Below are 21,834 nucleotides of genomic sequence, written 5' to 3' on the forward strand. Positions count from 1 at the left end.
GTATTTTTAAAGTTGAATGGCGATGATTTTTCAAAATCAATTTGTCTAGTTTTGTATTTTATTTTTTATTTTTTTTCAAATATATGATTTGATTTATTCGTGAAAGTTTATCTAAAATAATAGATGTAATTAAATTTTAATTTTTTTTATTAAATACGAAGAATAAATGATTATGTAACAATATACTTTTAGTTAATTAATAATTACTGTTCTATGATTATTGATTCAATAAATTTCTTCCATCGAGATGCATGAAGTTTTCTTTGAAATAACTCTTTGTATCGTTTTCCAGCATTACTTCCCATGCTGTGTGCTAGTTCGGTGTTATTGGCAAGAGTAATCATGTGGAGTGCCAATTCGTTTTGATTTTCTAATGAAAAAAGGAGGCCTGTAACTCCGTGTTGTACAAGCTCTGGAATACCATTAACATTTGATGCTATACAAGGTATGTTTAAGGCCATCGCTTCTAGTATAACCAAAGGCAAAGCTTCTTCTCTTGATGGTAAAACCAAGCAGTCGCAAGCTCGAATATATTCAAGGGCGTTACGTCGAACTCCTAAAAAACGCACTTGATTAAGATCAAAATGTTTACGCGAATATTTTACGATATCTTGCCCACTCCATTCTTCGTGAATTGGTCCTATGCAGAGTAATTGTGCATTTTTAACTTCAGAAATTACTGTTTTCATCTGTTCAAGAAGAATGTCGTGGCCTTTGCGTGTTTGAACACTGGCGAGGCATATGTATATCATCGAGTCATTTGAAAGGCCGAGTGAATTGCGAAGTGTGTTCTTGTCAATTTCTAAAAGTCGATTTGCTTCCTCTTCTGGCGCGCAGTTAGGGATGTGTGTCCATTTTTTTTGACTTAGGGCATCAATCTTTATCCAATCGTGTATTACGTTTCTCGAAACGCATACGTGATGATCATATTGGCTAAATGCGATTAGTCCTTCATCAAGTAAATTCTTGTATTCAAAGTCTCCAGTGTATTGTTGAGGTGAAGTGTGGTGAATAAATGCCTTGGGGCATGTCGGTATATTTGGTAAGTCATTTAGGAAGCGATGACCTTCCAAAAGAACTCCTTCCTCAATGATCAATTGTGGATTTTCTGAATAATGCCATCGAGGATTTTGGCTTGGTTCTTGTCCTTGTTCCAAGGTGATCCACAAGGGCCAGCGAAATCCATCGTCTCCGCAAACGTGCTCGGAAAACGTGGCAAATTCTGCAAGGGCCTCTGGAAGATCAGAATGCCACTTGGTTATTACAGTCACATGCGGTCCGTTAATGCCTCGGATAATGGAGGAGAGTGTCATGAATTTAGCTTGTGTTACTCCGTTGACGCCTCCGGCGCCAAATCCAAATATATCAGTTACGTACCAGATAGAAGGAGTATCAAAGTCTGTCGTAGTTGGTTTGTTACGAATCATTGCTAGCGCATGTCTTGCAGTTTCCGATTGGCCTTTTTCATTAGCGAGGGATGCGAATTCAGCCAATAATTCCTTTGTTCCCGGTGAGAGTATGCATGCCGCATCAAGCAGGGCCATGGCTCTGGCCGAGTTCGATGTAATCAGCGCGGATATTTTTAAAAGAGTTGCGGTGATTGTGCGAAGAGGGCGATCCGTTGGGAATAATGCCTGGTAGTGTTTGGCAAGGGAGTAGGCTTCTTGTATTTTTGAGCTTCGTGTGAGGATCTGTATAGTTAAGGTGGCCGCGGTGGTATTGGTGGGGAAGAGCGCTAAAAGGGATGCGGCGAATTCAATGGCTTTTTCAGGTTCGCCGCGTTCTAAAAATTCTTCTGATTTTTTGGATAATCTGGACGACAAGTCGTGGAAAACCGAAGGGTCGCCAGTGCCCGCTTCAGGCTTGGTGAATAACGCTTTCATGGACGGCAGCAGTTGTTCGAGTAGATTCAGAAGTATTTTTTCAGCTTGGAATTGTTGAATGTTTTTGATGGAGTTGCTTGAAATTTCTTTAATTCTAAAATCATTACGAATTAACGATGCTGGAATCCAATTCTGACGACACATCTCGTCTTTGACCTGGCTGAGCTTGGTGGTGTCGTATACGTCTGGATGTAATTTTACGATTTGTTCTTTTATGCGTATGTCTTTACTTTTAGCTCGCATTACAACTGAGTCTGTTTTTCTTCTATAAAAAAAAAGCGGCTCGGGTATTTGCGTTCCTACCCAACCGTTCTTTGTGGCTCTTATCCAAAATTCCCAATCCATATATCCATGGATCATTTTTTCATTATATCCGCCAATGTCTTTCCACATCGTTTTTCTGTAAAGTGTAGAATTTGTTTGTTGATTAGTTACGAATTGGTTGATCCAATTGAATGGTTCTGATGGCCATATACTGTTGACAGTGCCGAAAAAAAGGGCCTTGGTGCTGACATAGCCAAATTCAGGATGTTTAAGCAGTGTTGATACTGTTCTGTTTAAAAAATCAGGAGCAATGATGTCGTCAGCGTCCAGAGGGAGGATGAACTCGCCTCTGGCTAGCGTTACTCCACGATTTCGTGGTTGAACGATTCCGTGGCATTCTTGCGCGATGTAACGAATTGAGTGGTTTGGGTATTGCGTAATAAAATTTAAAGCGATTTCATGGGTGTTGTCGGTGCTCCCATCGTTGATAATTATTGCTTCCCAAGAGGTGTATGTTTGCACAAGTATGCTGTTTATACATTCTGTTAAATAGTGTCCGTAGTTGTGACATGGGATAATTATGCTTACAGTTGGTTTGCTTTTGTTTGGTTTTTGTATTGTAGCATTTGCTGTTAGATATTTAATTATCCATTCAGAGAGTATTGCGGACTCTCCTTTGTATGTAAGAAAATCTACCGCATCTTCGAAGATTTTATGTGGGTGCTTCGTTGACTCGAAGTTACGCGATACCGTGTCTTCTAGGCTTTTTTGGGGTGTTGGAGGTGCTGTTGTCATGCTGATTCTCATTATTTGTATTTGCTATGAATAAGTGATGCTTTTTTGATATTTAATTATTTCTGTCTGCGGTTATGTCGTACTCTCTGTTCGCGGGATGAACCCGGTGCAGGTGTTTTGACAGCAGGGATGCGGGTCTGATGTGAAAATATTGCATGATTTGTGCCGTTTCTGGCGATAGTGGGGGTGGCGGTGTCTCCCCTGGGAAATTTTTGGTCTGGTGCCCGTCAGTGCATGGTGTTGCTTGTTTGGGTGTTTTTACATGTGGTTCGTCGGTTGGTTGGTCGCAACGTTGGAATGCGGATTGTTGCGGTTTTATGGTGGGTTTTGTAATTGCCTTTGAATAAGGTAAGTTGAGTGCTACTTTGTAGATTTTTGAATTTTGTATTGTGACTGTTTTGTTGTCTATATAAAATATAATTTTTATTGTGCTGCGATTATTAAATCCTGAAATAGGTCGATGTTGCTGAGAAAAGTATTTTCGCACTATTCACCAAGTATATTTTTTTCAATTTTTAGTTCATAAGACGTAATCATGAAGTTAGAAAATCTTTTTTGTAATCAATTGCGTGGAGTGAATCTTCAATGTTGTAGTATTTTGTGTGTGAATTTAATTCAAATTTCATTGGATAGCTTAATGTCCCTTTTTTTCTCCGGTGATACTTGTTTTATTTTGCAAAAATGCGGTAAATAGCAATTTTCCCGTGTTTTTTTAATGTTGATTTGGCTTTTTTTTTATATCTAAACGGATATCTTCTTGGTGTATGTGTTTGAATGCACTGTAAGATGTCACAACGTCGACTTTTTGCATGTCTGAAAAGCCCAGGTCTCTGGCATGATATTTTCCGGATGGGTTGTATCGTGCGTTGTGAATGCCTATGTGTCTGAAATAAAATGGTCCGTGTGGACTCAGGGATTGTTTGCACCATGAAGCGTGTTCGGGCAAGATGTCTATTTCATAGTATGTTCCGGTTAAGGCTTTATTGCGTAAAAGTGTATGATCCAGTCTCCCGTGCCTGCATCTTATGTCGAGAACTGTGTTTATATCTTTTGATGAGAATGTATGTTGTGATATTATTGTGTTTATGTCTATGGTATTAATTTACTAATAGTCCATTTTTATGGATTGAAAGTTTTATGTAGAGTTAGTGCTTGTTATTTTGTGTTGTCGTGTTTATAATTTTGTTTTTATTTTATAATAAAAATTTTGTCTTGTTAGATTATATCAATTATTTTTTTAACTCTTGCTTCAAATGTTTCGTTTTTGCACATGTTACGGCTATGCGCTGCTATTTCTTTTCTCGAATTTTCATTATTAATATAATATTCAATTTTATGTCGTAAATCTATTGCATTATTGTATGTTACAACGCCAAGGTTGTCGATGCCTGGAACAGCGTTGCTGATCTGAAACAGTCCTAAGGCGCCAATGTCATACGTCCTGTTGTTTATGAATCCATCCCGCGCCATAGCGGGATGATGGTCATTCAGGTTGATACGTGCCATGGAGTAAAATCGTGGTAAGATCTCCTGAGGAACAAATTCTTCGAGCAGAATGGCGGCAGGGAGGTACCCTTTCCAGTCGCGGCCAATAACACGCAAGGACGCGCCTTGCCCTGCGTCCAATACGTCCTGCACGATTTGGCGTCTTCGATTTTCCTTGTAGGCATAGTTGTTGCCTACGAACAGCAAATCCAGTTGAGTTGCCGATGGTTGCCGTTTTTGCATCACAAAGCCGTGGTGCGCGGCCTGTGGCAGAAAATAACAAGGAGTTGAGGTGATCAGTTCGATCTGGGGTAGGAAGTAGGACGAAGCGCACAAGACCAGATCGTAGCTGTCCAGTTCATCTTTGGTAATCAGTTCGGGATGGCTGATGATCCAAAGAATGTTTTTGTCGCCAGATCGGGGATAATGGCGGTAGACACCGCGGAGGTGGATGGAAATGTCGTGCCCCCCATAGTCCCATTCGTTCTTGAACAACACTTCGGCATTGTGACCGATACGGGCAAAAGCCGCCGCCAACTCCTGACCAAAACTCGTATCGCCCCAACCTAGACTTTGTCTTGAGGGGGTGCAGATTCGCACCGCAATGCGGTTGGATCTTGACATTCTTTGCTTTGAGGAAAGGTATCTGGTGCGATATCGGTTCCACCACGCACTCACCTGTTCGCCGTATGTTTCGTCAGGAGCTAGATCGCCTCCGTCTCGAATACGGCGCGCGAGTCCTTCGGCAGGAATGACAATCCCGTCAATGTCGCAGATGTCCGGAGCAATCAGTCCTTCCCATCGGCTGCGCAACCGAGCGTTATTGGTGGTGATCGCTACAGTGCGTTCATGTCCGCTTTTGCCTTCATGATGCACGACCACGCTTGAAGGCTCATAGACAACTTTTTTGCCGAGCTGTGCCAGCTTGAAGCACAGGTCTACATCTTCGCAACCGTTCCAGTACGCATTGTCAAACCCCCCTACATCATCAAAATCTTCAGCTTTCACCAGCATGCAGGCAGCGGTCACCGCCTGCATGCTGGTGGCTTTTACGGGAGATGCCGCTGCTTGATTTTCTCCAATGAAGGGGTGTCTTGGTAACAATGATACAACTCCTCGGCGCTCAACTATGAGCACGCCGGCATGCTGTATGCTGTCATCTGGGAAAAGAAGTCGACTGCCTACCGCCCCCACAGTGGGACGTGCCGCCATGGCCAGTAGCGGGGGCAACCAACCGGGCTGTACTTCGGTGTCATTGTTGAGGAAAAGCAAAAGCGGCGCATGTGCTGCCTCGGCTCCACTGTTGCACGCACTGGCAAACCCTTGGTTCTGGGCATTGCGGATGACCCGGATTCTTCCTTCATACTGCTTTAGGAGAATGGTGGTGTCGTCGGTGGAGCCGTTATCGACAATGATGATTTCGTACGGTTCGGGGGTGTTGTTGAAGAGGGCATTCAGGCAGTTTTTCGTAAATTGTGCCTGATTATACACCGGAATGATTATGGAAACAATCGTAGATCGTTCCAGCGGGACTTTCACCGGCTTGGATGACGTTAATCTCTCGCCCTGCCGGGTTTGGGTTGTCTGGAGATGCGCGAGCAAAATTTTGGCCAGCTCTTGTGCCCGTATATCGTAAGTATGATCGGACAGGATGCTGTTTCTCAGTCCTTCCAGAACGCTCTGGTACAGGGTGGGGTTGTCGAGATAGCTTTTGAGGATATCGCGCAGTGATTCCGGAGAGTCGTACACCGGCAAATGCCCCTTGAACACCTCCGCGGATCCTGTGGCGCTGTTTGTGATCACCAGCGTACCTGAAGCAAGGGCGTCGAACACCCTGCTGTTTACCGATCCCCATTCTTTGGTGACGTTGTTGGCGTCATCTATCAGTATTCTGGATTGGTTATAGATCCTCGGCATGGCGTGATATGGAGCAAATCCTTTGGCATACGATTGAAACTGAGGATGGTGCTCCCAGTTTTTGCCGAACAAAGCAAAACGAAGTCCGATGGCCGCGGGGTCTATGAGTTCGATGTCTCTCGGTGCTCCCCAGTAACTTCCGGTGAAAACGTAGTCATACAGCTTTTCTTGGGGTCGTGGCTGGAACCGGATGTGATTGGTTGCGATGCGAAGTATGGCGGATGTGTGCCCGTATTGCTTCTGAATGTGGGCAGCTGCTTTCAGAGAGGAACACAGTCGGATGTCCCACATGCCAAAGTATGGCTTGCCGGCCCAACGGTCAAACCAGTTGCGCATCCAGCATATTTTGATCAAGTTTGCCGCGTTGGGGCCCAGAGAGCCCAGATCGTAATGATCTGTCATGGCAATCAGGACGTTGGCATCGCCTACATTATACCACTCAGCCTTTGGCAGCCATACCACCTCCCAGCGGAGAAGCTTGCGCAATGCGCTGCCTAGCTCCAGGGCGGTGAAGTAATCTCCAGCAGCCACCTTTTGGCCGACTTCCGTGACAGCAAAGGCTACCTTGAACGTTTTGGGATCATAACTCATGCACGGCGCTCCGTAGTTCAGGGTCGAAAATTATATGGTTGCGAAGGCGCAAGCATACTGTGTCTGTTGCTGAGATGCCAATTCCGCATCATAGACGAGCAGTTCCTCCAGCCTAGCCGCGTTCTCGACATCATCAAAATTGGCGATAATGTCCTTGAGGGCCAGATTGTAAACTACTCCGCCCGTCATGCGGATTTGTGCGCCAGGGAAAATCTGTCGTAGAGCTGGAAGGATATTGTCGCTATCCGCAGCTTCGGATGGATCTGTGGCGCGCATGCTGCCCAAGTCGGGTCGTGTCACGTGCGTCGGACATGTCCTTTGGGGCTGTGCACGGTCGAGCAACAATCGTTCCGGTAAAGACCGGCGTACACGGCTGGCAGTTTACAATTAGCTGTCCGGCCACTGAAAGCGCGTAGCGTCGACGTAATCGTCCATCACCAGCCAGCCGCCAGGGCGAAGCTTCTCTCGACTCCAGAGGAACGCCTGTCGCACGTCAAACATGTGGTGCAGTGCGTTGTTCCAGTAAACAAGGTCGTACTGATCGGCCTCGTCCCTGGCAAAGGCGTCCTGAACATGGAAGCTTGCGCGTTCCGCCACGCCGCCCTTGACGGCTGCAGCCCTGCCGTGTGCCACTCTTTCATGGCTGAGTTCGAACAGGTCAAAGCGCCCGACTATTCCTTTCCGTAGCAATTGCAGTTCTTTGGATGCGTTGCCGCAGCCAATGGATATGCCGCGTGAAAAGTAGCCTCCTTGAACCAATGCCTGCATCCGCATTTCAAGCCCTGGCCATGGACCATCCACGACATTGCCGCACACCAAGGCGTTGATGTGGCGCATAACGGGCGGATGCATTCACCAGCGAGTTCGGTTAACGGTTTTGTTCGAGGACCAGTGCCGGGCCGTAGCGCGTAGTTCCTTGGTAGTGCGCCGGAGTGCGGCCCCCCCCCCGTTTTGCGGGAGGTGTCTGGCCTGTGCGCGTCAGGATTTTTAACGCTGCCCGGCTTGCGGCAGAGAAAAATATGAACGCGGCCAAGATGCATTGTTGCAATGTCTTTTGCAGTGAACACGTTGGAGGTATCAATGGATTGCACCTCGAAGCCCACATCCTCAAGCCTGCCGACGATGTCCATACCGTAATATCTTACGTGATCTGCCTGGCCGTAGCGGCGGGTGCGTTCTTCAGGATCGGTGATGGTCAAGTCTTCCTCGGTGGTAGCGCCCCTGAGCGGAACCATGATGATGGCAAGGCCATTTTTGTCCAGCACCCGAAACAGTTCCTGCATTGCGGCATGGTCATCGGGCACATGCTCGAGTACGTGGGAGCAATATATGGCGTCAAAACTGGCATCAGGAAATTGCAGATTGGTGATGTCAGCCCGAACGTCGACCTTTGGATCCAGAAGGTCTGCCGTTACATAACGTTTGCCCATCACTTGTCTAAAACGACGCTCCAGGCATATTTCCGGTGCAAAGTGCAGCATCCTCAGATGTGAGGTGGAAAAGAATTCTGTGTGACGCTCTAAAAAAAGCCATAATGAGCGATGTCGTTCAAGGGAGGTGCAACCGGGGCACAGCGCATTAGGTCGTGGCGACTTGCCAAAGGCCCTAAATTGCGCAAAGTTGTTGCGGCAAATGGGGCAATAGGCTGCGTTTGGGTGGGGCTTCTTATCGGATGTACTGGTAGTGGAATCGTCTTTCTGCGCGTCTGTCCGTTCACGGCCAGAGGTGCGACGTAGAAGGTGTTCGACCAAATTGTCATTGAGCTTTGCCAAATCAAATTCCTTTAACACCCTCTGTCGAGCATTGAGAGAAAAGTCCTTTCGAATTGAAGGATTTTTGATCAGCACTCGCAAATATCCCGCAATTTCATCGATATTGCGTTCTTCAGCCAGAAATCCGCTTTCTTTGTGAGCAACCAGTTCCGGTATGCCCGCGTGCCAGGAACTTACAACGGGCAGACCTATGGCCTGGGCTTCGATAAGACTTACCGGCACGCCTTCCTGGTCGCCATTGGCCGCGGTCACGCTGGTCAAGACAAAGACGTCTGCAGCGGCCATTTCCTGACGTACGGATTCGTTGCTGAGTTGCCCGAGAAATACGACTTTGTCTGCCACGCCCAGAGATTTTGCCAGTGACTTGAGTTGAGGTTCCAGTTCGCCATAACCTACGAGGCGGTATTGCGCGTTCAGGCCGGTCTGAGCCTTGGCAAAGGCGGCGATGGAGTATTCAAGACCTTTCTTTTCGACGAACCTGGCCACGGTGAGCAGTTTTATCGGTTCGCTGCTCTCCTGACGGGGCGCCGGGGCGAATGAGGCAGTGTCCTTGCCGTAATGATGTACGGTGACCTTGTCGGGAGAACAGCCGAATTGAACCAGGGTGCTTTTCATGTACTCGCTGGGCGTGGTGATTTTGTTGGCTCGTGCAAACAGGCCCTTGTACACATCCGCCCCTTTGATCTTGAACGTGGCGGACCCGTCGTAACCATGGAACGATATCAATACGAACAGTTCAGGGTAGGCCGCGAACAAGGGTGCAAGTTTGTTGAAATTAGGTCCGAAATGAATCTGTACTGCCTCGACGTCGTCCAAGACGGCCAAGCCGTTTGATTTCAAGAACTGCGTCGTCCACCGTTTCGGATCGGTTCGCAGGGAGTCCGGGGGGAGGTTGATATACCGGGTTGAGTCCAATAGTCCATATTTTGACACGTTTTCATGAATCACGGGTTCAGTCATGCGCTGCAGAGACCAGTGCTCCACAGTGATGCCACGGTCGATGAGGCCCGTCATTTGATCCAGAATGAACGTCTGGGAGAGAATAGGAAACTGGTCGGTTACTATGACTACCCTTGGGCCATTTGAATTTTGTGCGATAGTCTGGCGACGGGCAGGAGCTTTCGCCGTGCCTGATAAGCCTGTGATCATGGGATTTTTATTGAAATCCGTTGGTTTCACATCCGTCTTGATCAACTGCTCGTAAAACGGGAACAAATCCGTTGTGGCCTGCTTGCGCGCAGCCTCGGACATGGGCGCACGCTTGAGCCAGAGGCCGATCATTTGAGCTAAGGAAGCGTTCCATCCTCCCATAGCCTCGGTGTGGATGTCTTCAAAGCCAGCGTCAGATAGAAACTTTTGCAGTGCGAATGGCGTGTATCTGTAGTGGTCGTGCGGGGCGTCATGAATTGGCCAGAGAAAGGGGACGGTAAAGAAGAAAGTCCCTGAAGGCCTGAGGACCCGGCGTATCTCTTTGAGAACAGTTAGTGGATCATGACAATGTTCAAGGACTTCCGTGGCCATGGCGCAGTCGATACTACCGTCGGCTAAGGGAATGGATGAACCGTTCCAAGTTATATCTGGCTGCCTGCGATCGGCATATTTTCCTTGGGCGAAGTCCAACCCTATGAATTGTTTAATAAGTGGTTGTGAGGCTAGTATGTGTTCCCGATAGGGCATTTGGCCGCATCCGATATCGAGCAGGGTGCCGTGGAAACTGGCAAGATGCTTGTCGAGGCTGTTTTTTATGGCGCTTCTGACTATGAATAGGTCAGCAAAATCAGGAGCCAGACGAGGATTCAAAAAATTATCGTTCTGTTCGGGTTGGAGCGTGTTCGTTGTCTGAACTCGAGGCATTCGCTTATCCTCTCGGCACATACCATTATCTGACTTTTTGACAGGAGGGAGGTGAATTTCGTGAAGTTCCGGGATTTTGATTTGTTGTTTTTCTCCGGCCTTGTTTATCAGCGTAAGCAAAAAGTCTGCCCATTTGTCGGCGCAGATATCAATTGAGTATTCATTTTTGATCGTGTTGCGAGCACCTTGCGACAGTCTCTCCCAGAGCCCTTTCTCGGTTTTCAGGCGACGCACTGCGTTAAGGAAGTCCTCGTCACGATTGTCAACCAGTAGGCCATTTACGTTGTGGCGGATGATTTCGGTCGCGCCGCTTTTTGTGCGCGTACAAATTGGTACCAATCCACACGCCATGGCCTCCATTAAGGAGATAGACATGCCTTCGTAGTCGGAAAGCAGCATGAATACGTGGTGTTTTACTAATTCAGGGAAAATTTCAGCGTATTTCAGTATTCCGCCATATGATATGTTATTATTCGGGCTGAGCTTATTAATTTCCCCAACTGCTCTTCCGCCTTCCCTATCTTCTCCAAAAAAAGAAATTTCTATGCCACCAATATGATTGAGTAACATTTTGCTAGAAGCAATGACATCGAAAATTCTTTTTTGCCGCTGAATTAAACGCCCTGTATAAATTATTTTTAGATTATCATTAGGCGGTGTGCTCGTTAATTCAGGGATTTCAACTCCATAAGGCCTGTGCAAGATGGTCGTGTTAAGGGAATCTTTATCACGGGCAAGGCTTTCGATGTGCCGTGAAACGCAGACAATTGCCGAGAGGCTGAATTGAGTTTTGGAGTCACCAAAAGTATCTATGATTTCGTGATGAAATGTATCGTCAGAGTGAATTATTCCTACGGTTGGGATGCCAGACTGTTTCGCCCACTTGGCAGCATAATATGCAGGGACGCTCAAATTTGGTATAAAGATATCAGTTTTTTCTGTTTCTAAAATTTTTAATATATCAACAATAATATGCTCAGTATATTTGCTCTTTAATATCTTTGTACACTTAATGCCCTGTGATTCAATGTTTTTAACTATGTTGCATGAATCGTTTGAATTCATCAAAAAAATAACATGAGGACTGAATCCTCTTTTTAGAAGCTTTGGGAGGATTCTTTGTAGCCATATATTTGGTCCATTAATCTGGTTTGGCCCATAAGCGACAAATGAAATTTTTGGAAATTGATGGCCTTTAGGGTTCATTACTGACTGAAAAGTATATGCATTTTGCATAAAAGTTGATTTTAGGGATTTAGTGGCAAAATCGGCAAGTTTTGGGATTTTAATGGACCAGTCTAGATGCGATTCGGCATATGTACGTATCTCAGAGCGCAATTCGGGTCTTTTGTTCATTGCTCTAGCAAATTCTAGGATAGAATCAATGCAAATTGGGGATTCATCAGAAGAAACTTTGTGTACCCATGGAAGATCGGTAGGTATGTCTGCGTCAAAATCGGAGTATACTATTGGAAGACCTTGTGAGAAATATAGTCTATGTTTTAACGAAGATCCTTCCGCCATGCCTATTCTGTGTCTGCCCAGTGTTCCAATCGCTATGCTGCATTGATTTGCAATTTTATGTATTTCGTGTTGTGGGATAAAGCCGTGGAATCGTATCCATTTTTCAACTCCGTACGTATACGCTTGCTTTTTGTAATCATCCAAGAATGGACCGTCTCCAATGAAATGGAAGATATAGGGTGCTCTTGTTTTAGATTTTTTAATACCTTCAATTATTCGTTCATATGCGTGCCAATTCTGAAATTTTGCAGCTACAAGAATTTCGAGGGGGGCACTTTTTGAAGGGTTGTCAAGTATTTTTATTTCATTAACACGAATTCCATTACCTAGAACAAGGCCACTTTTTTGGTAGCTGCTTTGCTGAATTTCATAATCAAGTATTTCTTTTGTTACAGCAGTCAGACCCAGAGCTCGTTGCCGCATTATGGGTCCAAATTGTAATTCGTTACGTAAAAGTGATATGGCATTTTGAGGTTTAATTTCTTCTAATTCTTTTGTGTGGTGTTCAAGTATTATATTTTTATTATTTTTTAAGAAGTCGATCCAATGAATATCTGTATGGTAAGAATATCTGAGTATTACAATATCAGGTTTTTTTTTGTTTATTGCTATTTGGAATATATCTGTAACTATTTTGCTATGCTCTGACTTTTCTGATGTTTTGTATAGTTTTTGTGAATCAAAAAGGCTTACGGCGCGTGGATTGCAAGCAATTTTGCTCCACCCTTCTCCAACTACAAGGCCGTCAGATTCCGGATAAAGTTCTCTGATTGAGAGAACTTGGTTGTCAACTTTATCAAAAAGCTGTCTGTTACTGCTTTTTATGTAAGCTAAAAAAAGTATTTTCATGCTGTCTTCATTTTATGTTATTGTTATCAGGTATGCTGTCTATTAATTATTATTTTTACAATGTTATATGCAGTTTTTCCCGTGATAAAAAATTTCTTTTCGAGTTTGGATGATTGGTGCTCTATCCATGCATTAATGATCGCTTCGCGGTTAGCCCCTGTGAGTACATTCCGCCTCATCTCTACCGTCTCCACCCACTCCGTCTCGTCCCGTAGTGTAATACAAGGCACACGGTGAAGAAACGCTTCTTTCTGTACGCCGCCGGAATCGGTCAGGATGACCCTCGCCGACATCTCAAGGCGCAGCATTTCCAGATAGGAGAGGGGTTCGAGCACGGTCAGGCCGCGTAAGGCTTCGGGTTGGCCCATGGCCTCTATGATCTTGCGGGTTCTGGGGTGCAGCGGCAGGAGTACAGGGACTTCTTCTGCGATTTCGCGCAATGCGGTCAGGATTCCCTGGAGACGCATCGCGTCATCCGTATTCTCCGCTCGATGCACTGTGCAGAGCGCGTAGCCCTTTTCGGTCACCCCCCATTTATCAAGGCAATTGCGCTTGGCGGCTAGTTCACGGTAGTGCAGGGTCACATCATTCATCACGTCGCCAACCAGATGCACACCGCTCCTTATGCCCTCGTTCCCCAGGTTGTTCACTGCCGTTTGAGTGGGGCAGAAAAGCAGGTTCGAGACATGATCGGTCAGGATGCGATTCACCTCTTCGGGCATGCGCTTGTTGAAGGAACGCAAACCCGCCTCTACGTGCGCCACGGGCAAATGTAGTTTGGCAGCAGCCAGCGCCCCGGCCAGAGTTGAATTGGTGTCGCCGTAAACCAGCATTATATCAGGTTTTTCCTCGAACAGCACGGACTCGATGGCCTCAAGCATGCGTCCGGTCATGGCCCCATGCCCAAGGCTTGCAATACCTAGATGATAATCAGGTTCAGGGATGGACAACTCCTCGAAAAATACCTTCGACATGTTGGCGTCGAAATGCTGGCCGGTGTGCACGATTACTTCGTGAAGGTTCGCGCCCTGGGCCTTCTCTGACAGGATCGCCCGTGATACGGCCGAAGCTTTGATGAATTGGGGGCGGGCGCCGACAACAGTGAGGATCTTCATTCTTGGTTGTTGGATTTAGATTGATTGTTGATGGTGGATACCACATATTCAATTTCGGCTTCGGAAAGTAACGGGTCGATGGGCAGGGCCAGGGACTTTGATGCGGCCTGTTCGGCATGAGGAAAATCTCCTGCTTGATGGCCAAGATAGGCAAAGCACTCCTGTAAATGCAATGGCAAGGGGTAATAGATTTCAGTGTCCACGCCGTGGCCTGCCAAGTGCTGTTTCAGACCATCACGATCCTGGTAGCGGATGACGAACTGGTTGTAGATGTGCCGGTCCATGATCTCTACCGGCAGCGCCAGCCCTCTTTCCAGCAGTCCGGACGTCTCGAACAGTCGTCGGTACATCTGTGCATGCTCCTGTCTGGCCGCTGTCCAGGCGTCGAGATGACGGAGCTTGGCCAGCACAACTGCGGCCTGGATCGTGTCCAATCGGAAATTACCGCCGATGAACTCGTGGAAATATTTGGGTTTGGAGCCGTGGTTGCGCAGAATCTTCAACCGCTCCGCCCGATTTGCATCCTGGCAGATTACTAGGCCGCCGTCCCCGGCTCCGCTGAGGTTCTTCGACGGGAAGAAGGAGAACGTCCCGTAATGGCCCAGGGAGCCCGCCTTGCATCCTTTGTACTCGGCACCGATTGCCTGTGCGGCATCTTCGATTACAATGAGTTCATGTCGATCGGCGATCTCCATGATCGGATCCATATCGGCCATCTGTCCGAAAAGATGTACGGGCATGATTGCCTTGGTGCGGGCGGTCACTGCCTGCTCGATCAAGTTTGGATCGATGTTGAAAGTCGAGTCCTCAATATCCACGAATACCGGCCTGGCACCGACCCTGGCGATGGCTCCGGCGGTGGCGAAAAAGGTGTACGGCGTCGTGATGACCTCATCCCCAGGACCGATCTCCTCAGCCATGAGGGCGATGAGCAGAGCGTCGCTGCCTGAGGACACTCCCACGCCATGAGCGCATCCGGAGTATTCGGCGACAGCCTTTTCGAGTTCGCCCACTTGCGGTCCGTTGATGAACTGTTGAGAAGCGAAAACTGCAGCCACCGCGGTATCGATTTCTTCCTTGATGAGCTCGTACTGAGCTTTGAGGTCAAGAAGAGGAATACGCATATCAGGCCTTCTTGTACTCATCGTATGTTTTTGCCCCGATCGAAAGAGGTGCAGTCATGGGCTGTTCCTCATCCAGAGTCAGGCACACGAGCGCGCCCTTTACAACCCGATAACGGAGCCCCGATTCCGGGCATACCATCACACCGTCACCATCCGGCTTGTCGAGCCTGTGTCCATGCTGGCTCATCCATCCCGTCTGCCGCCCAGGCACGCCCATGATCAGCGCGTAGTCTGGGGCATCCTTCGTGACGACACATCCCGCTGCGATAAAGGCATAGCGTCCGATGGTGACGCCGCAGACTACCGTTGCGTTGGCCCCGACGGTTGCGCCGCGGCGGATCAGCGTTGTCTCGTACAAGGCCTGTCTGTTCACTTGGGGCCGGGGGTTGGTCACATTTGTCAGCACGCAGGACGGCCCGAGGAAGACATCGTCCTCGACCGTCGTCCCCTGATAGACGGAAACGTTGTTCTGGATTTTTACGTTGCTTCCGATGCTGACTCCAGAGGCGATCATTACGTTCTGCCCCAGATTGCAGTTGGTTCCTATGCAGGCCCGTGGCATGACATGCGAAAAATGCCAGATGCGGGTCCCTTGACCGATTTGAGCGCCATCATCAACGTAACTCGATGGATGAACAAAAAAATCTGCCATCAGTACTCCAGTGGTAATGAGACAGTCTTGCCGTCCCGGGCGGAAAGGTATGCGGCGATGATGACTTCTAGACTTTTTAATCCCTCTCTGCCGTCGGATTCAGGCTCCGCATCGCCTCGTAGGGTATCTATGACATTCTTATAATAGAGCGGGTGCCCAAATCCGTAAACGGAGGTCGTCTCGTAGTTGGCCTTTTTGATCTGGTCGTCATAGTCACTTTGGTCTTTGAAATCCCAGTGCTGGATTTCATTTACTGCAACGCCCCCCAACCGGACGGTGCCCTTTTCTCCGAAAATGGTGAGCGAGCCTTCGTAATTTTTTGGATGGGTGAGCATGGTTACAGCCATGGAGCCTAATGCCCCGTTGCGCCAGCGTACGTTCATCACGCCGGTATCCTCAACCTCTATGTCGCGCGCAAGCGTTCCTGTCATGGCTTGTACGTCGGCGATGGGCCCTATCAGCCATTCGAATAGGTCGACATAATGGCTGGCCTGATTCATGAACGCACCTCCGTCAAGCTCCCAGGTGCCGCGCCATTTGGCTTGGTCGTAATAGGCCTGTGGCCTGGTCCAAAATACGTTCACGTGCGCCATATAGATTCTGCCAAAACGCTTTTCATCAATGGCCCGTTTGACCAGTTGCAAGGTTGTGTTGCGCCGATTTTGCTTGACGACAAAAAAAACGAACCCGAGCTTTATCGCAAGCTTTGACCATTGCAATTCCGTCAGCCCATCGTGTGGCCATGGGTTTTTCAGTCATGACGTGTTTTCCAGCTTTAGCGCAACGGATGACTTCGGAAGGGTGCAAGCCGCTGGGGGTGCAAATGCAGACAAGATCAGCATCTGACTGGGCCAAGAGCGTGTCTAGACGGTCAAAGGCTTGAATTCCGAGAGATCTCTCAGTCCGGGCCAAGACTTCTCGATCGCGATCGCATACAGCAACTAGCTGCAAATTCTGTTTGTGCTGATCAATGGCGTCAAAATGTTTGCCTGAAATTCGGCCACAGCCCACGACGGCAATTTTTATCCTGCGATCATGGATTGTTGGAAACATTGATTTGCCTTATGTTTAAGTGTTTCTGTCTGATTCAGTATGATAACTAACATTTTCATGAACTGAAAATAGTCAGCGCAATTTTTAAATTATTATAAACATAAAAAATATCTTCATCGCTCATATTGTGAAATAGAGGAACTGTTATCGTAGTATTTTCACATTCATTTGCTATTGGATAGTCGTTTTCATTGATATTGTACTTAGAAGAGTAGAAATTAAGACGATGTACAGCCATTGTTCCAGGTCTTGTTTGAATGCCATTGTCATGTAAATATTCTATGATATTATTTCGACGCGACACCCCGCCATCAATCAGTCGTACGACATATGATTGCCATGTATGTCGCGCATGCTCAGGCTCTATGGGTAATGCCAAGTCGGGGAGTTGTGCGAATAGTTCTGTGTAGCGACAGGCGATTCGTTTACGCTCTTTGAGAATATCGTCCATTTTGTTCAGTTGAGCAAGGCCTATCGAAGCCTGGATGTCAGAGAGCCTAAAGTTATGTCCGCAATTATCTATGTGTGGCATTTGCCAAGGGTTTTGCGCTGGGCTAGGGGTTATGCCGTGATTGCGAAGAATGCTGATGTGCTGGGCGATGCTGTCATCGTTTGTGGTGATCATGCCGCCTTCGCCGGTGGTGATGACCTTTCGGGGGTGGAAGGAGAAGCATCCCACGTCGCCAAATCCTCCGGCGTGCATCCCGCGATAACGCGACCCTGTAGCGCACGCAGCATCTTCGAGTACTGCAATTCCGTGCTTGCGTGCGATGGGTAGGATGCTATCCATGTCAGACATGAGTCCGAAGAGGTGCACTACAATGATGGCCTTTGTGCGGGGTGTGATGAGGGCCTCAATCCTTGCAGAGGCGATGTTGAAGTCGTCAAAGCTGATATCGGCAAAAATTGGGCAGGCACCCACATGCTCTACAACGTTAGCTGTAGAAACCCATGTGAACGCGGGGATAATGACTTCGTCCCCGAAAGTGACTCCAAGAGCTAAAAGGGCTGTATGCATAGCCGTAGTGCACGATGTGACAGCAAATGCATGGCGTGTGTTGTGAATAGAAGCAAATCGTTTCTCAAATTCAGCGACAAACGGTCCCTGCGTGACATGGCCAGATTCAAGGCAGCGACGAAGATATTCAAGCTCTGAATCATCAAATACTGGGCGTATGATGGGTATTTTAATCATGGTTACATAATGTTTCGGTAGTACGCAGCCGTTCTGAGAATTCCTTCCTCAAGATCGACCATGGATTCAAATCCAAGGACATTCTTGGCCTTTTCAACACAAGGAATCCGCAATTCGATGTCGACGCTGTTTGCCGGGGCAAACTCTATCTTAGATTTTGAATTGAGCACCCGGATAACAGTGTTTGCAAGCCCATAGATGGTCTGAATGCTGCGGGCATTTCCGATATTGAACGATTCGCCAATGGCTGCATCATTTTCGAGGCAATGAAGGGTTCCATCCACCATGTCGTCAACATAACACCATGCCCGAATCTGAGTGCCAAGACCGAAGATTGTAATAGGTTCATTTGCGAGAGCTTGTTGGATGAATACTTTAAGCGCGCCCTCGCCAACTTGTCCTGGGCCATAAATGTTGAATGGCCTGACTATGCACGTGGGAATGCCTTGCTCGCGGTGGTAGGCGAAAGCAAGATGTTCTTCAGCAAGTTTGCTAACTGCGTATGTCCACCGGGCCTGACCAGCTGCTCCAATCACAGTTTGATCGCTCTCCTTGGATGTTAGTGCGCACGATCCGAATACTTCGCTAGTAGAAAAGCAGACGAGTCGTTCACACATTATGTCAGCTGCAGCTTTTAAAATATTTACTGAGCCAATTATGTTAACTTCTAATGTTTCAGTTGGTCTTTTGCAAACAGTGCTTATGCCTGCTATTCCAGCGCAATGAACTATATGAGTTGCTCCTTCGCAAGAACGACGGATCTCATTATAATTCAAGACATCTCCCTTAATTGTTGTTAAGTTTTTATGATTTACAAAATTTTGTGATGCAAGAGAATTTCTTGAAAAGTTATCAAAAATAATAACTTTATTGTTTTGAAGTAGCTTTCCAGCAAGAGTAGAGCCGATAAATCCAGCACCGCCGGTGATAAAAATTTTTTTTCCTTCCAGCATAATAATCCTCTTTTTGTGTGAGTTGCTATTGAAACCCATGTCCAGCAGTTGGTCCAATAGTTACCCATGGTCCAATAGATTTAAGTTGTTTTCTGTCCCAGAATAAATCAGGCTTATATGTCGGGCTTGAAGCGATATGTCCAGCTTGTAAGAGGTTGACGAACGTTTCTTGGTTGTAAACTCCAAATTTTTCAATAATATTAAGTGTTATATTTTTTATGTATTCAGGTATGTCATGTTCTGTTAATGAAGATACATTTTCTGAAAATAAGGTTGGGTAAATATCATATTCATTAGAATTTGACCTTTTAATAGCATTAATGAGATAGTTAGCGATATTTTCAGGGCTTCCAAAGCCTTTATTAATAAAGTCACGACCTTTCTCTGCCATTTCTATTCGAAATGAAAGATCATTAACAGCGTTAGTAATTCGCTCTTTAATATTATTTTTTGTAATTGTGTAAATGGGCCTATTGAATGGGAGTGGAGATTCTGCTCCTGTGTGGCCACCTAAAACGATACATCCACTTGCCATACCTTCATACGCGAGTACTCCAGCGCCACAAGACAATTCGTCTATTAGTATGTCTGCGTTTGCAAGACGCTGTAATACTATTTCATGCGGAACATTTGTAATAAAATCAACATCAAATTTGAGCCCATTGTCGCTAAGTTCATGTAGTGAATTTAAAATTATGTCTGTTTGTTTGTAAAGCGTGCTAGATGGCGCGTGAAGTATGACTGGTTTTTTCCTTTTAGGGATATTGAATATGCATTGACTGGGATTGAATATCGGGCCAGACTGCATATATGGGCGGATTCCGAGAGTTTGGCTTGGTGGTCCGCTAGTGATTACATCGGCGTAGAGTTCGCTAATTCTTGTATTATGAAGTTTGTTTGCTAATGATGGATTGTACGGGCTAAGTTCTAAGACATCGAGTTCTGATTTTATAATTTCTTTTTTAGAGCTTTTGTCTCTATTATAAAAAGGGTACGTGCGACCGTGCTTTGCCCAGAATAAATTTGCTAGATCGTAGTCACGAACTTCAGTGCCGCATTGTCTACATATTATTGTTTTTCCCATAGCTTTGATGATGGGCACGTCTATCATTCTCGGTAGTAATGATGTTCCAGCGACAAATATGAATACATCATATCTATCTATAAATTTTAAAAATTGAGAAGATGGAGTTACTTTGACTCTGCCGTCAACTGTTGCTGAAATTGAACAGGAATTAAAAAAATTTATGTCTGTGTAAGTGTATGTGTTAGAGTATAATTTATTTGGAGTAGTGCAAAAACTATCTGCGTGAAATCCTAAACGACGAAATCCATTTGTAAGATTAGTAATCGTGTTTGCTATATCTGAAGAGGATATTAGTATTTTCATATTTATTTAAAATTTATTTTTGTAAAATAATTTCATGGCAACAGGGTAGTTCCATATATTTTCCTTTAAAAAAAGGAGTCGGTGTATTTTTTCCGTGTGTTAAATTTATAGTCCCCTCTTCTCCTTGAGCGACTACTTTAAATCCGATTCTTTCTGAATATTCGGCGAGTTCTTTGGGTGCTATTATGATTTGTCCAACATTTATTTTGAGACCTGTTTTTTCGTATTCTAATGTATTTGCGAAAGCTTTTGAAACAAACTCTCTGGGATCAAAATATTGCTTTTCATTAGGTCTTTCGCACCATAAGTATGCTTGGTAACCGATCGCATTCGCAGTGAGATAGACTTTGCCTTCATGTTTTGTAACCCGGTATATCTCTTTTAAGCTCTCTTTCCATGGAGTGCAAAAAATAGAACCATAGCAAAAAACGAAGTCAAATGAATTATTTTTGTATGGCATGTTGTCAAGATGCGCAATTTCAGTATTAATATTGTAAATATTTAACTTGTTAGCGATATATTTTAGAGTGCTAATGCGTTCTGGAAGAACGTCAAACGACGTAATTTTAAAGTTCAAAAGTGCAAGAGCGATGCTCCACTGGCCAAATCCAGCACATGCATCGAGAACATGTCCTTTAGTAAAATTAATTGATTTTATTCTTGAAATGTATTGTGAAATTGGAGTTGAATACACTCTTAATGCAAAATCTTTATCTTTTGAATTTAATATATTATTAGAGTTTAAAAACTCTGTGGCACATTTGTTAATTATTTTATCAGTATTGATTTTGTTGTTGTTTCTCATAATATTCATGGCTATTTCCTTGAGAATAAATTGTATATATATCTGCAATTGTTCTAATTTTTTTATGAGATAGTATATCTAAAATTGCTTTGAATATATTTCGTATGCCAGCGCTATTACTTCTGTATGATCTAGCTTGTTCTTCATCGATCTCATTATTATATATTTTTTGCGCAATTTTTTTATAATCAAAATTATTGTTAGAGTTGAGAAAAATATTTATTGGGTGAAATATGAGTATTTTAACGCCATTGTGGTGATTTATTTTTTTTTTGACAACTTCTTCATCATGCCTGCTTTTTATATGGAATCCATCTGACCACCATACCGGAATTCTAAATAGCCCGAAATAGTTAAATGGTAATATTTCTTGAAATGGAAGCATTATGCTTGAATCATATAATATCTTGTTGTTAATCAATGTGTCTGTTAGGCCTGCGTGCCAATATAGTCTATGTGATCTGGTTCCTATGGCGTTTGGAAATATTTTTTTTAATCCAATTATGCACTCATTGTCATTATGTCCATGTGTTGAGCCTGGCATATAATTCGGATGAAGTGCTATTTCTATATCTTTAAAATTGCTTGTGTCGTAAAAGTTTGTGCAAAATAG

At 45.5% G+C, this 21,834-nt stretch carries 12 protein-coding genes and 1 pseudogene; 1 reads left to right on the forward strand and 12 read right to left on the reverse strand.

All coding sequences use genetic code 11. The features are described 5' to 3' along the window. Nucleotides 1-203 precede the first annotated feature (203 nt). The 12 genes and pseudogenes from CVU60_15715 to CVU60_15770 all read right to left on the reverse strand — a co-directional run bounded on the left by CVU60_15715 (nucleotide 204) and on the right by CVU60_15770 (nucleotide 21,230). Nucleotides 204-2,954 carry a hypothetical protein gene (locus tag CVU60_15715; GenBank protein PKN40437.1) on the reverse strand — a complete coding sequence of 917 codons (2,751 nt, stop codon included), beginning with the start codon at nucleotides 2,952-2,954 and terminating at the stop codon, nucleotides 204-206. A gap of 1,203 nt (nucleotides 2,955-4,157) precedes the next feature. Next, nucleotides 4,158-6,935: a hypothetical protein gene (locus CVU60_15720; GenBank protein ID PKN40438.1), complete on the reverse strand. Its 2,778-nt coding sequence runs from the start codon at nucleotides 6,933-6,935 to the stop codon at nucleotides 4,158-4,160. A 30-nt stretch (nucleotides 6,936-6,965) separates the two neighbouring features. Continuing rightward, the gene (locus tag CVU60_15725) at nucleotides 6,966-7,220 is read right to left on the reverse strand and encodes a hypothetical protein (GenBank protein PKN40439.1); all 255 of its coding nucleotides are present in this window, start codon (nucleotides 7,218-7,220) and stop codon (nucleotides 6,966-6,968) included. 102 nt (nucleotides 7,221-7,322) lie between these two features. Further along, entirely contained in the window at nucleotides 7,323-7,787 is a 465-nt protein-coding gene (locus tag CVU60_15730; GenBank protein ID PKN40440.1) for a hypothetical protein, read from the reverse strand. After that, the gene (locus CVU60_15735) at nucleotides 7,607-12,934 is read right to left on the reverse strand and encodes a hypothetical protein (GenBank protein PKN40441.1); all 5,328 of its coding nucleotides are present in this window, start codon (nucleotides 12,932-12,934) and stop codon (nucleotides 7,607-7,609) included. Before CVU60_15735 ends, CVU60_15730 begins: the two co-directional genes overlap by 181 nt. 26 nt (nucleotides 12,935-12,960) lie before the next feature. Continuing rightward, nucleotides 12,961-14,049: a UDP-N-acetylglucosamine 2-epimerase (non-hydrolyzing) gene (locus CVU60_15740; GenBank protein PKN40442.1), complete on the reverse strand. Its 1,089-nt coding sequence runs from the start codon at nucleotides 14,047-14,049 to the stop codon at nucleotides 12,961-12,963. Further along, the gene (locus CVU60_15745) at nucleotides 14,046-15,173 is read right to left on the reverse strand and encodes a transcriptional regulator (protein ID PKN40443.1); all 1,128 of its coding nucleotides are present in this window, start codon (nucleotides 15,171-15,173) and stop codon (nucleotides 14,046-14,048) included. The genes CVU60_15740 and CVU60_15745 overlap by 4 nt, the downstream gene beginning before the upstream one ends. A gap of 1 nt (nucleotide 15,174) precedes the next feature. Next, the gene (locus tag CVU60_15750) at nucleotides 15,175-15,825 is read right to left on the reverse strand and encodes an N-acetyltransferase (GenBank protein ID PKN40444.1); all 651 of its coding nucleotides are present in this window, start codon (nucleotides 15,823-15,825) and stop codon (nucleotides 15,175-15,177) included. Next, a pseudogene (locus CVU60_15755) lies at nucleotides 15,825-16,878 on the reverse strand (oxidoreductase). The gene CVU60_15750 and the pseudogene CVU60_15755 overlap by 1 nt, the downstream one beginning before the upstream one ends. A 55-nt stretch (nucleotides 16,879-16,933) precedes the next feature. Further along, nucleotides 16,934-18,064, reverse strand: coding sequence for a DegT/DnrJ/EryC1/StrS family aminotransferase (locus tag CVU60_15760; GenBank protein ID PKN40487.1), 1,131 nt, complete (start codon nucleotides 18,062-18,064; stop codon nucleotides 16,934-16,936). A gap of 11 nt (nucleotides 18,065-18,075) precedes the next feature. Beyond that, entirely contained in the window at nucleotides 18,076-19,026 is a 951-nt protein-coding gene (locus tag CVU60_15765) for an epimerase (GenBank protein PKN40445.1), read from the reverse strand. 1,403 nt (nucleotides 19,027-20,429) lie between these two features. Then, nucleotides 20,430-21,230, reverse strand: a complete 801-nt coding sequence (locus tag CVU60_15770; protein PKN40446.1) for a hypothetical protein — start codon at nucleotides 21,228-21,230, stop codon at nucleotides 20,430-20,432. 127 nt (nucleotides 21,231-21,357) lie between these two features. On the opposite strand from CVU60_15770, the gene CVU60_15775 reads away from it, so the two are divergent. After that, on the forward strand, nucleotides 21,358-21,540 hold the full coding sequence (locus CVU60_15775; GenBank protein ID PKN40447.1) for a hypothetical protein: 183 nt from the start codon (nucleotides 21,358-21,360) through the stop codon (nucleotides 21,538-21,540). Nucleotides 21,541-21,834 lie beyond the last annotated feature (294 nt).

Source organism: Deltaproteobacteria bacterium HGW-Deltaproteobacteria-18, assembly GCA_002841885.1.
Taxonomy (GTDB): domain Bacteria; phylum Desulfobacterota; class Desulfovibrionia; order Desulfovibrionales; family Desulfomicrobiaceae; genus Desulfomicrobium.